This is a genomic window from Rhizobium sp. BK313 (assembly GCF_014193655.1).
In the GTDB taxonomy this organism is placed as follows: Bacteria; Pseudomonadota; Alphaproteobacteria; order Rhizobiales; family Rhizobiaceae; genus Rhizobium.
Map to the genome: position 1 here is coordinate 253,970 of NZ_JACHZQ010000002.1, position 12,546 is coordinate 266,515.

Here is a 12,546-nt window from a genome sequence, read left to right on the forward strand (position 1 = left end):
AAGGCAAAGTGGTAAAGACATGCACCGTTTCGGTGGGGGGCGCATGGACGATGTAAGGAAATGGCTGAGCGAACTGAGGCTCGATCATCTCGCCAGTATATTCGCCAAGAACCAGATAGATTTCGAGAGCCTCCGTCTCCTTTCCGAAGAGGACCTGCAAGAGATGCAGATTCCTCTCGGCCCACGCCGAAAGATCCTGGCTGGTATCAAACTGCTGAACAGTGAACATGGTCACGCGCTGTCGTCGCAGACCATCGAACGCCGGCAGTTGACGATATTGTTCTGCGATCTCGTCGGGTCGACCGAATACGCAAACCAGCTCGATCCGGAGGATTTCACGAAGCTCACCCAAACCTATCTGGCGGCCTGCACGCGGGCTGTGAAAAGTCATAACGGCATCACTGCAAACTATATCGGCGACGCGTTCCAGGCCCTGTTCGGATATCCGATCGCCGAAGAAGACGACGGCGAACGAGCGCTACGGCTTGCCTTCGATATTTTGCGGATCGTCCCGCAGATCGAAGTGCCGCGTGGGCCGCCCTTGCGGGTCCGGATCGGCATAGCGAGCGGATTGGTGGTGGTCGGAGATTTCGTGGGAGCGCCCGCGGGCGTCTCGACCGTCGCCCTCGGTTCGATCCCGAATCTGGCCCAGAGGCTGCAAACGCTGGCTGAACCGCAGACGATACTGACCGATCTAAAGACCTATGAGAGTGCGGCAGGCGCATTCGAGTTTGCGGATCTTGGGCTGCAAACTCTCAAGGGCTTTTTCTCGCCGCTGCATATCTGGCGCGCCGAGAAGGCCAAAAACCTGGAAAATCGTTTTGCAAAGAGAACACGGTTGACGGAGCTTGTTGATCGCCAGGAGGAAATGAGGCGCGTCCTCAGGCTGTGGCGCGAGGTGATTTCCGAGAATCGCGGCCAAGCGCTCTTGATCACGGGTGAACCCGGAATTGGCAAATCGCGGCTGGTTTTCGAGGTTCAGCGACAGATCCCGCAATGCACGGTGCTGACGATTCAGTGTTCCAGCGCCTATTCAAACAGCGCGCTCTTCCCATTCCTTAGCCTGCTCAAGCGTTACGCCGGTATTAATGCCGACGATTCGCCGGACGTATCCTTGGATAAACTCGAGGCCGTGCTCGCTCTCAGCGAGGTTCCGATTTCCCAATCTCTGCCTATTTTCGCCGATCTGCTATCCATGGACCAGACACGTTATCCGGCTACCGATTTGACTGCAGTGCGCCAGCGCGACATATCGCACAAGTTCCTGACCGACTGGCTTCATCATGTTTCTCGGATCAGCCCGGTTCTGCTGTTGATCGAAGACGAGCATTGGATCGACCCTTCGTCGCGCGAAGTTGTCGGAATGCTCATTGGAGAGGCCGTCTCGTTTCCGATGCTGATCCTGATCACCTCACGCGAGAGATCGCTCAGCAACGGCACGGAACCAGAGACTTTGTCCAAGATAGGCTTGGAGAGGCTCAATCGCGATGAAGCCGAAATGCTCGTTCGCTATATTGACCAGGACAAAAACCTGTCCAACGAGACGAGCCTGTCGCTTTTGGCCAAGGCGGAAGGCGTTCCACTTTTTGTCGAGGAACTTACCCGTGCGGTGCTGGCGATGGACCCCTCCGCCGACAGCGAACTGCCGGATCCGCGGACATCGACACTCGCGGTGCCTAGCTCCCTTCAATCGTCACTGCTTTCGCGCCTCGACAAGATCGGCCCGGCGAAGGCAGTCGCCCAGATTGCGGCCGTGGTGGGACGTGAATTTGACGCAAAACTCGTCGCTCACCTTTGCGGTGTCACGCCACTCGCCCTCGATCCAACACTTCGGAGGCTCGTCGAATCGGATATAGTTATCCGACAGCCAGCAGCGGGCGGCCAGAACTACGCATTTGCGCACTCACTTTTGCAGGAATCTGCGCGCGACACCTTGTTGCGCGAACGATGCCGCGAGCTTCATGGTCAAGTCGCAGAGGCAATCGAGCTGGTCCATCCGAAGCTTGCGGCAGAACATCCCGAAGTCCTGGCGCAGCATTTTGCTGAAGCGGGGTTGTTCGAGCGAGCCGCCGATTGCTGGCTGGCCGCAGGGCTTAATGTCGGCAAGACATGGGCCAAGGTGGAGGCTGCGAACATGTTGGCGAACGGCCTCGAGTGCCTAGCCAAACTGCCGCCTTCGGCCGAGCGCGATCGCAAAGAGCTTCGTCTCGAACTGGAGCGCGGCGACGTGCTTTACGCCACGTTCGGTTATGTGACCGCCGGAGGTGGCGCAGCCTACCGCAATGTCCTGCGGCTCAGCGAAAAACTGGGGGATACCCAAGCGCCGATACGCGCGCTCGACGGCATCTTCGGAACGGCCTTCAACTCCGCCCGCTTTGCAGATGCACTCTGGGCAAGCGACCAGCTTATCGATATCGGCAGAAACCGGGACAGCCTGAAGGCAGCGGTTCTCGGAATGCAATTCAAGGGTATGAGCCTCTTTGCACAGGGCCAGTTCACCCAGGCCCGCGAATACCTCGAGGCAGCACTTCTCCACGTCGAACATGCCGATGAGATCGGCAGCGATTTCCCAAGCATGGCGATGTCCTATCTTGCATGGACTTTGCAACTGATCGGCCTGGATCAGGCAGCCATCGAATTATATCGCGACGCCGAAGCCGATGCGCGGCGGCATTCCGCCTATAGGCTTGCGGCCTATCTTGGCAACGGCTGTATTCTGCATGCATTTCGGGAAGACATTAATCCGCTGCGCCGCATGGTCGAAGAGCTAGCCGTTCTCGCCGAAGAGAACGGCTTTCGCATGTGGCAGAACATGGCTTCCTTTTTCCAGGGATGGCTAATGGTGCGACTGGACAACAACCTGTCCGGCCTCGCAAAGATGCGACATACGTGCGATAACCTCGGAGAGCAGCAGACCGACAAGTCCTGCTATCTCGGCTTGCTTGCCGATTGCTATCTGCAATCGGGGGATCTTGATGCCTGCTTCGCGACCCTAAACCAAGCCCTGGAACTGGTCGCCAATACCGGCGAGAACTATTTCACAGCCGAGCTGTTGCGCTTGAAAGGCGAAGCGTTATCACGCGCAAATTCAGCGCAGGACGAGGCGGAGAGCTGTTTGTCCAAAGCCATTGAATTCGCCCGCCGACAGGAAGCACATGCTTGGGAAATGAAGGCGGCGAAAACCCTCCATCGTATCCAGGGATCGAAAACGCAAAAGCCAGGTGCTTGAGGTTTATTGATCGTCCCTAAACAAGTGGGGGAGCACGGACTGGGGGCGCTTTTCGAAACGTCCGCGGCCTAGCTACATCCGCCAACCCCCATGGGCGTGCCCTCTTTTGGAGCAATGCGCGCCCATGGCGGAAATGGCAATGGAGATATGCTCAGTCTATCGTGGTCAGCGTCACCGACGTGCCGGTAGCGGCGACATTGAGCCCGAGCTGGCCCGTCACGCTGACCAACTGGAGATGGACGGAGCCGGAGCTACCCCCGAGAAGAATGTTGGCACCAACGCCCGCACCAAGGGTCGCCTCGGCGGTAACGCCCGTATAAAGGCCACTCAACGCTCCATGATGATAGCCGGCTGTCGGAGCAAAGACGAGCCAGACAAGCCGGCTGCGGGTCGTAAAGCCCAGATCGACGCCCAATTTTCTGATCGCACCGCTATAATGGTCTATGCGCTCCTTTCCGACGCTCGAGCGGAACACACAATCGACTTCCTTGGCCGATCCGAGCAGATAGCCGACACCGCCACCGACGTCGCAAATAAGATAGCCGATTTTCACGCCGTTGCGCTGGTCCGGTTCAACGTAGGCTGGCTGCAAATCGGCCGCGCGCGCCACCGCCGCGCCGGTGACGAGCAATGACGCCGCTGAAAATGCCGTGGTGAGTAATTTTTTCATCTTTTCTCTCCTTGTCAGAGTGTCGGGGTGTAGGGCACCCACTCTTCAAGCCATTAAAGTCGGCTCTCACTAACGTCTGTCATCGCAGAACGATCCCACAGAATTGAGGCGGCTATCATCGCTATCCCGACTAATATAAGCTCTCTCGCAGGAGACAACAGCCCGTCAATGCTTCACTTTTTCGATCAGCTTCATTACACCCCAACGTCCGACATCCGATCGAGCGTGAACCCCGGCCGCGGGTATCAGGATCGGGCTTTGTGATGCGCCATGCCTTTGCCATTGGTTGCGAAGGCGAAGACGTCGACGGGTTCGCCGAGGCCCTTGAGAGGGAAGGCGCCCAAGCTTTCCATCTCGATTTCACAGCCTGCCATTTCAACGAAGGCCTTGGACAACAACACCGGCCGCTTAACCTCCTTGGTCAGCGTCTCCAGGCGCGACGCGACATTGACGGCCGGCCCGATGACCGTGAAGTCGAGGCGGGTTCGCGATCCGATATTGCCATACATCACGTCACCGACATGCACGCCGACGCCGTAGCGCAGCACCTCGTGGCCATTGCGGCTGTTCTCTTCGTTCAGCACGCTGACCGCGGCCTCCGCTTCGCTGATCGCTTGCAGAAGATTGGCGCAAGCCATGGGGTTGCTCAGCGGAAAAATCGCCAGCAGTCCGTCACCCATGAATTTGAGGATCTCGCCGCCATGTTTCTCGATCGGCTCCGACATCGCGTCGAAATAGCCGTTTAGAAGCTCGATAACGTCGTCGCGCGGCCACATATCCGAAATCGTCGTGAAGTCGCGCAGATCGCAGATGAGGATCGCTGCGCCGACGGTGGTGCCGCTGCCGCGGGTGGTTGCACCGGCAAGGATCTGCTCGCTGGCATGCGGTCCCACATAGGTGCGCAGAAGCGTCCGCGCCAGGACGTTCTTCAGTCTGATCTCGCTCACCAGCGTCAGCGCTGGCAGGAGATCCTTCAGGAAGATGACATGCTCTTCGGTGAAACCGCCCGGCGCGTCGGCGGCAAAGGTGACGATGTGGCGCTTGCCGAGCGTGTGGTAGATCGGCCATGCGATATAGTCGGTCAATCCTTCGGCATGCATATCCTCATAGAGCGGGTAGGCCGGCCGATCGGCGGCATTCAGATCTTCAAGGTTCTGGCGGACCTCGTCGGCACCATTGAAGATCTCGTTGATCGGGCTTGCCAGAAACTGCGGCGTCGTCTCGACGCCATAGCTGAAGGTGCTGATATTGGCCTCCTCAAGGCCGACGCGCCAGAGGATGCGTGCGCCAAGCCACTGCGGATGAAGCGTTCTGAAATGCAACGTCGCCCTTGCAACGGGCACACCGGCTGCTCGCAATCTCACGCACAAGTCCACGAGAATATTGTCAATGAAGCGTTCGTTGCGGGTGTCATGCACCAGCCAATCGAGGATCTTGCTCCGTTTTGTCGGCCATATCCCGTCGCTTTCGCCATGCGAGCCGGCCGTCGCCTCCGGTGAAAATTGCATTGCCCATACCCCACGAATACTTAATCTTTTTGACGCGCGATGGTCCGCGCCGAAGCGTAAATATACGCCGATTGTCGTTTCTCTGGAACGACAATCGGCCTCGACGACCGATTTTGTAAACCGGCGCGCGAAGCTATGTGCCCTTCGCTCCGCGCGTTCAAAGGCAGATAGGATCGACCTTTGCCTTTGTTAAGAGTGAGGTGGTCGACCTATGTGGCCGCTTTTCGCAATTTAGGCCGCGCGGCCTCAGACTCTCCCGCAACGAGAGAGATAACGGATTTTTCAGAGAGCCTTTGTCTTTCTCTCCGAGGCAAGGAGCAGGTCAGCCCGAACGGGCGGCAGAATGAACCGCCGGTTCCTCCGGATGCATTGTCGTGGCTGTCCTTCCCAAAAGCTCCGAGCCCGTCAGCCTGATCTGGCCGCTAGTGACGATCTGGTCCAGAGGTACTGGGCGGCCCAGCAAATAACCCTGTGCTTCATCACAGCCTTCCGTGCTCAAAAGCGTAAGTTGGCCCTGCGTCTCGATGCCTTCGGCCAGTACTGGAATATCCAGGCTCTTGCCGAGAGCCAGCACAGCGCGAATGATCGCCTTGGCCTGCGGACTGGATTCGATTTCGCTCATGAAGGAGCGATCGAGCTTGATCTTGTCGAAGGGGAAGGATCGCAGCGTGTCGAGCGAGGAATACCCTGTACCGAAATCGTCAAGAGCAATGCTGACGCCGAGCGCCTTGATCCGGCGCAACATATGCAGCGAGCGCTCCCGATCGGCGAAGATGGTCGATTCCGTCAGTTCCAGTTCCAGTCGATCTGCTGGCAGTCCTGTTTCAATCAGGATTTCGAGGACGAGCTTCGGCAGATCGGTGTGCGCGAATTGAACCGGAGAAAGATTGACGGCAACCTTATAGGGAGGTTCCCATGACGCGGCCCTGGCGCAGGCGGTTCGCAGCACCCATTCCCCCATTTGCTGGATCAGGCCATTTTCCTCCGCCAGTGGGATGAACTCGGCAGGTGGAATGAATCCATGTTGCGCATGCTCCCAGCGAAGCAGGGCCTCATATCCGCAGACTTCGCCGGTCGAGATGGACGTCTGCACCTGGTAGTGAATATCCAACTGGTTGTTTTCGATTGCTTGCCGAAGCTCGCTTGCCAGCGTCCTGCGAGCTCTGACGGTTTCATCCATTGATTGCTCGTAGAAGCAAACCGCTCGCATGATGTCCGTCTTGGCGCGGTACATGGCGAGATCTGCGTTGTTGATCAACGCCTCTTTGCTGTCGGCATTATCGGGGTAGAGGGCAACGCCAAGGCTGGCTCCCGGGACAACCTCATAATCATCGATGCGAATGGGCTTGAAGAGAGCCGCTTCGAGACGCGCCAGAAAATCGGCAAGGCCCGCCTGGTGCTGCATGCGGTAAACGGCAGCAAATTCATCACCGCCGAGCCGGGCGGCGAACTCGCCATCACTGAGAAGATTGCTCATGCGCCGCGCGAGGATCTTCAGCACCTCGTCGCCGGCGGCATGGCCGCGAAGATCGTTGATCTCTTTGAAGCGGTCGAGATCAATGCCAATCAGAGCAACCTTGTCTCCCGTTTCTTCGGCAATACGAAGTTCATGATCGAGATAATCGTTGAAGCTCGCCCTGTTCGGGAGGCTGGTCAAGTTATCATTCATGGCCATGTGCCGAAGTCGTTCATACGATTCCGCGCGCATGCTGTTATCGATGAGATAGCTGGCAAGCCCTGCACCGACGATGATCAACGCAACCCCGGCGACGGCCAGTGCGAGCGCCTGCAGAGCGGCTGGATCCGAAAACGAACCGTCGATCAGCATTGGCGAAACGCGGAACGCCGTCATTCCAGTGAAATGCAGGCTGACGATCGCCAGAACGAGAACGCCCGTCGCAGTATATTTATCGATCCGAGAGACACGGCGCATCGCGAAATGCAGGGCCAAGCCAGAAAACACGACAGAGAGGAAGATCGACGCTACAAGGTAGGGCCTGTCCCACGAGACGATACCTTGCACGCGGTAGGCCATCATGCCGGTATAGTGCATCGCGACAATCGCAAGTCCGACGATACCGCCTCCTACGGCCGGTGCCAGCCGCGTGAGACCGCTTGCCGCCACGATAAGGCCCAGTTGAACACCGACCATGGCGATCAATAGCGACACAATGGTCATGACCGGATCGAAGCTTACAGGCACATCCGGATAATAGGCCAGCATCGCTATGAAGTGCGTGCACCAGATCGCGGAGCCAGCCGCGACCGTCGTCAGAAGATGCCATCCGATCCGCTGTGCACCTGTCGTGCTGGCCGCCCGGTCGAACAAGCGGATGATGACCCAGGAGCCCGCGATGCATACAACTGCTGCTACGAGCACCAGCCAGATATTATGTTTGCCGACTATACAGCCCAATACGGTCATCATCGTCTAATAGCTTTCAAGACGCAAAAGTGCGTTTAGCTTTATTCTCTAATTTCCGTTTCTTTAATTCTAGTGAAGACAGTCAGCAGTTAGGATGCCGCGGCGCCCTGCGCTCGGCTCGGCTCTGAATTGGCCTGGTTCGATTTTCACCGCCTGCCTTTTGGCGAACCGCTGGTCTCTCGGCGGAACGAAACGATATATGGTTGCTCGCCTCTACTGAGGCTTTATTTTTCCTCGCTGGCTGTCGGCTCCCGAACGGGATGCACAACGGTATCCTCTGGTCCCAGCACGCGCCCATCCTGGGAGCGAAGCTCCAGTTTTTGTACGGGAAGGCCCCGCATCCTGTCGACCAGAAGAACGTGAGCTTCGTCGGGCTCGAAGAAAAAGTCCTCGCCCCACTGCCTAATGGCGACCAGCAATGGAAAGAGACCGCGCCCCTTTTTTGTCAGCACGTATTCCTGATAGGGACTGCCGTCTGACGCTGGGACAGCGTCCATGATGCCATGAGCGATGAGGTTGCGCAGGCGGGCCGCAAGGATATTCTTCGCGAGCCCCAGGCTCTTCTGGAATTCTCCGAACCGCCGCAGGCCGTCGAAGGCATCGCGGACGATCAATAACGTCCACCCGTCACCGATCGCATCCAACGGTCTGGCAACGCCACAACTCGAATTCTTGTGGCTTATTCTTTTGACCATCGCGACCTCACTCCTTTGCTGCATGTCACCCACGTCGCCCGCCGAAACCGGCCGGGATCATTTCATCTCCACCATAGTGGTTGCAATTTGAAACTTCAATCGATATGAAGTAAGTGGTTTTAATTTGAAACCATACGCGAACCATACGCGAAAAGAGGAGATATCCATGGTTCAATCAGACGCGACCTTCGGCGGCACCTTCCCGTTTTCACCACATTTCACCGGCGCTCCCGGTTTCCGGATGCACTACGTCGATGAGGGGCCGCGTGAGGCCGAGGTCGTGTTATGCCTTCACGGCGAGCCCACTTGGGGATACCTCTTCCGGCATCTGACCTCGGCGCTGCGCAGCACTTATCGAGTGGTCGTTCCCGACCATATGGGTTTCGGCAAGAGCGAGACGCCGCAGGACCGCAGCTATTGGCTGCAGGATCACATCGACAATCTGGAGCGCTTTGTCCTTTCGCTCGATCTCAACGACATCACCCTCGTCATGCATGACTTCGGCGGTCCGATGGGCATGGGGCTTGCCGCCCGCCATCCCCATCGCATTCGTCGCGTGATTGCCACCAACGGACCAACGCCGTTCGGCCAAGCCGATCTTATCGAACGGGCGATGGCGAATGCCGCCGTCTCGCCCTGGTTCCAATGGATCGTGAAATCGGAAGCGGACGGCAGCCTTGAAGCAGTGCTCGGTCAACTCAACTTCAACATGCTGAGCACACTTAAGCTCAATGGTTTTGAGAACAACACGCTCATCACCGATACATGGCTCGCTGCTTATGCCGCGCCCTTCGCACGCCCGGCGGATTGTCTCGGTGCGATTGGCTGGGCCAAGGGCTTTGCTACGAACGCGCATAGATTTGAGATACCTGACGCGGCCGCCGACCGCGCGATCCGTGCCAGGCCCGCTCTTGCCATTTGGGGTGAGGCGGACCGCACGCTCCACGCGGAGCATTTCCTGCCGCTGTTTGCCGAGCTTTTCCCGGCCGCTCCGGTCCATCGCCTGGCGGGCGTCGGTCACTATTGCCTGGAGGATTCGCCGGAAGCGATCGCGGCTCTCATCACGGAATTTATCCGACGGACCTAGATCAGCGGCTTGCTGTTCGAAAGTCAAATTGCGTCTGCACCTTTGCTGGATCTATCGTCTTTTCGCGAAGAAGGGCGCGCATATGTTCGACTGACCGTAAATGTGACTATACCGGCATGCTGCTCAGGGCTATGTCGAAGGTAGATCCGGGCCGTTCTCCGTTTCGGCGGCGGCGATCCGAACGCAAGCAATAGAGCATCCCAAGGAGGCGATTCATGAACCCGTCCGAAACATCGCGGATCATCGCAAACGAGGCCAAAAAATGGCGCCGCGAGATTCACCAATATCCGGAACTGCTGTTTGACCTGCCGCGCACGTCGGCAATGGTGGCGGAGAAGTTGAAGGCCTTCGGCTGCGACGAGGTGGTGACCGGGATCGCCAAATCAGGCGTCGTGGCGGTGATTGCGGGCAACCGGGGCGACGGCAAGACGATTGCGCTTCGCTGCGACATGGATGCACTGCCGATGTCGGAACAGACGAACCTGCCCCATGCATCGAAAGTGCCGAACATGATGCATGCTTGCGGACATGACGGCCATACCGCCATTCTCCTTGGGGCCGCCAAGCGCTTTACCGCCGATCGCAATTTCGCCGGCAAGATCGTTCTGATCTTCCAACCGGCGGAGGAGGGCGGCGGCGGCGGGCGCGTGATGCTGGAAGAAGGACTGCTCGATCGCTTTGGCATCGATGAAGTCTATGGCATGCACAATCAGCCGGGGCTTGCCGTCGGTTCGTTCGCTATCCGCAGTGGCCCGATGATGGCAGCAGGCGATCGCTTCGTCATCACCATCAACGGGCGGGGCGGTCACGCGGCTTCGCCACATCTTGCCCGCGACCCGGTGCTTGTCGCTTCGCATGTCATCGTCGCGCTCCAGTCGATCACATCGCGCTTTACCGATCCGTTCGATCCGGTCGTCGTCTCCGTCACCTTCATCAGCGGCGGTGATCGGAAAGCGCTGAATGTCATCCCTCCCGCGGTTGAAATCGGCGGCACGATCCGGACGATGCTGCCGGCGACACGCCGGGCCGTCGAGCAACGGTTTCGCGACGTGGTCGTGGGGACGGCGAAGCTCTACGACGCGCAGGCCGAAATCGATTGGCGCCCTGGGTATCCGGTGACCGTCAACAATGCCGAGAAGACCTCGGTCGCGATCGCCGCCGCCGAGAGCATCGTCGGCGCGGAGCGCGTCGATGGCAACTGGCCGATGACGATGGGCTCGGAGGATTTTTCCTACATGCTCGAAAAGCGGCCTGGCGCGATTATCTGGCTCGGCAATGGCGACAGCGCCGATCTCCACAATCCGGCATACGATTTCAATGATAGTGCGATCGCCTACGGCATCGATTATTGGGCCGCCCTGGTTGCGCAACAACTGTCGTAGCTGAACGCGGAGAGCGGTAGCATTCGGCCACAGCAGATCGACGCCTGGAAAGTCAGCGCCCTATTTCCGGGCGGTCTCGATCTTGATCCAGTCCAGCTCCAACGTGTCCGAGGATGGAATATAGTCGCGATACTGGCCGATCTTAAACTTGGTCATCGGCGGAGATAGTGGGTCAGGATCGTAGCCAATCTTGCCCGTTATCCTGGCGATGAACCTGCCGTCCTGATGAATCTCGATGAATGCGTTGCCGTCACGACCGGCCTGCACACGATAGCGCATCTCGACCCATTCCCCCGCCGGCGTCGACAGGACGGGATTGCGCCCGTACTGCACCTTCAAATCAGGCGCGCAAGCCTTGCCGCCGCTATCCTCCGGCCGGATGGACTGGCAATAGTGCGGCGTGCCATTTTTCCAGACGAGATTGCTTCCTTTCGCGGGCGCTGACGCGATCAAGCACCGGCACATATCATCCTGAACCGTGACATGCAGGATGCCGTCGTCATAGCGCTGGGCAAGAAACGGGCTTGGCGACCAGCCCTCGAACTCCTGCTCATACCGACTGTTGATCGGCTCCTGTTTCCATTGCGCTGTTATCCAGCGAATGGAATCCCTATCGTTCAGAACCTCTTTGGGCATGCGAAACCGGAAGGAATAGACGAGCGGCACGTCGGACCTTCGAAAGAGCGGCTTTTGCAGGCGAAGCTCTTCACGCTGAATGCATTCATTCTCCTGGTGAGCTGCCTTGACCCGGTCCCAGGCAGCTTCGCTGCAATATGGATCTGGCTGGCCCGCCGTCGGCGCCCATATCGGCTTCGCTTTCGCGAAGAAATTCGTTCCGAGAAATTCCGGCCTGCTGAAGTCGGTCACCAAGTTGTGTTGCGCGCTCAGCATCTCCTTCGGCGCTCTGCAGGCGGGTTCGCACCTCTTGCCGCCGAGCGAGGATTCGTTGACGGTAATTCCAGCAATATGATCCTTCTTGTCGGCTGGATTGGCAGAAAATGTCACCGGCGTATTTTTGTTGTCGATCTGACAGGAACACCATTGATTCTGATCGAGCACCGGCGAGCTGAAATCGTCGTAGAGAAGCTCGGCCGCCGACGCGCTGGATGTGACTGCAACAAAAATCGAAAGAAACATAGCAACAGGCGTCAAACGCCGCATCTTCGTCCCCCACACGCACGCATTGCACCTTGGAAGAAGGTTTAAACACAGAATTTCGTCAATTGAAATGCAGCGAAAGGACGAAGACCCCGATGTCTTTGCGTTGTACCAGCGGACGTCGATCTTGCGGTTAAGCCAGTTTGCGATTCGGCTCTCGCATGAGACCGGCAGGTCGGTAGAGGTCGGGTAACAGCCGTTGAATTCGGTCTTCTTTGGGCGGATGCGCCTGTCTCCAGCCTTCGGGCGGCGAAATTATCGCTGCAGAAAGGAGCGACGAACAAGGGAGGCCACCGCGTCAACGCGATCGGCCTGGTCAACCAGGCGATCGTCGAGGTGCAGGCCGGCATGGCTGTCGCCAACTGACCGCGCTCCCCCGGAAAGCTCCTTCT

General features: G+C 58.1%; 8 protein-coding genes. 3 read left to right on the forward strand and 5 right to left on the reverse strand.

Features of this window, described 5'->3' with window-relative positions; genetic code table 11:
• Positions 1–43 precede the first annotated feature (43 nt).
• Positions 44–3,229 carry an adenylate/guanylate cyclase domain-containing protein gene (locus FHT86_RS13565; protein ID WP_133707331.1) on the forward strand — a complete coding sequence of 1,062 codons (3,186 nt, stop codon included), beginning with the start codon at positions 44–46 and terminating at the stop codon, positions 3,227–3,229.
• 151 nt (positions 3,230–3,380) lie between these two features.
• On the opposite strand, the gene FHT86_RS13570 is transcribed toward FHT86_RS13565, so the two are convergent.
• The 4 genes from FHT86_RS13570 to FHT86_RS13585 all read right to left on the reverse strand — a co-directional run bounded on the left by FHT86_RS13570 (position 3,381) and on the right by FHT86_RS13585 (position 8,527).
• Positions 3,381–3,899 (reverse strand): DUF992 domain-containing protein, encoded by a 519-nt coding sequence (locus FHT86_RS13570; RefSeq protein WP_133707332.1) that lies wholly within the window; start codon positions 3,897–3,899, stop codon positions 3,381–3,383.
• 245 nt (positions 3,900–4,144) lie between these two features.
• Positions 4,145–5,407 (reverse strand): adenylate/guanylate cyclase domain-containing protein, encoded by a 1,263-nt coding sequence (locus tag FHT86_RS13575; protein ID WP_133707333.1) that lies wholly within the window; start codon positions 5,405–5,407, stop codon positions 4,145–4,147.
• A 322-nt stretch (positions 5,408–5,729) separates the two neighbouring features.
• Entirely contained in the window at positions 5,730–7,835 is a 2,106-nt protein-coding gene (locus FHT86_RS13580; protein WP_133707334.1) for a bifunctional diguanylate cyclase/phosphodiesterase, read from the reverse strand.
• 221 nt (positions 7,836–8,056) lie between these two features.
• Positions 8,057–8,527 (reverse strand): winged helix-turn-helix transcriptional regulator, encoded by a 471-nt coding sequence (locus FHT86_RS13585; protein WP_133707335.1) that lies wholly within the window; start codon positions 8,525–8,527, stop codon positions 8,057–8,059.
• A 166-nt stretch (positions 8,528–8,693) separates the two neighbouring features.
• On the opposite strand from FHT86_RS13585, the gene FHT86_RS13590 reads away from it, so the two are divergent.
• Both FHT86_RS13590 and FHT86_RS13595 read left to right on the forward strand, forming a co-directional pair.
• On the forward strand, positions 8,694–9,614 hold the full coding sequence (locus tag FHT86_RS13590) for an alpha/beta fold hydrolase (protein ID WP_133707336.1): 921 nt from the start codon (positions 8,694–8,696) through the stop codon (positions 9,612–9,614).
• A 215-nt stretch (positions 9,615–9,829) separates the two neighbouring features.
• Positions 9,830–10,996, forward strand: a complete 1,167-nt coding sequence (locus FHT86_RS13595; protein WP_133707337.1) for a M20 aminoacylase family protein — start codon at positions 9,830–9,832, stop codon at positions 10,994–10,996.
• 60 nt (positions 10,997–11,056) lie between these two features.
• Here the strand turns inward: FHT86_RS13595 and FHT86_RS13600 are convergent, their stop codons facing one another.
• Entirely contained in the window at positions 11,057–12,157 is a 1,101-nt protein-coding gene (locus FHT86_RS13600; protein WP_133707338.1) for a heparin lyase I family protein, read from the reverse strand.
• Between the last annotated feature and the right edge of the window lie 389 nt (positions 12,158–12,546).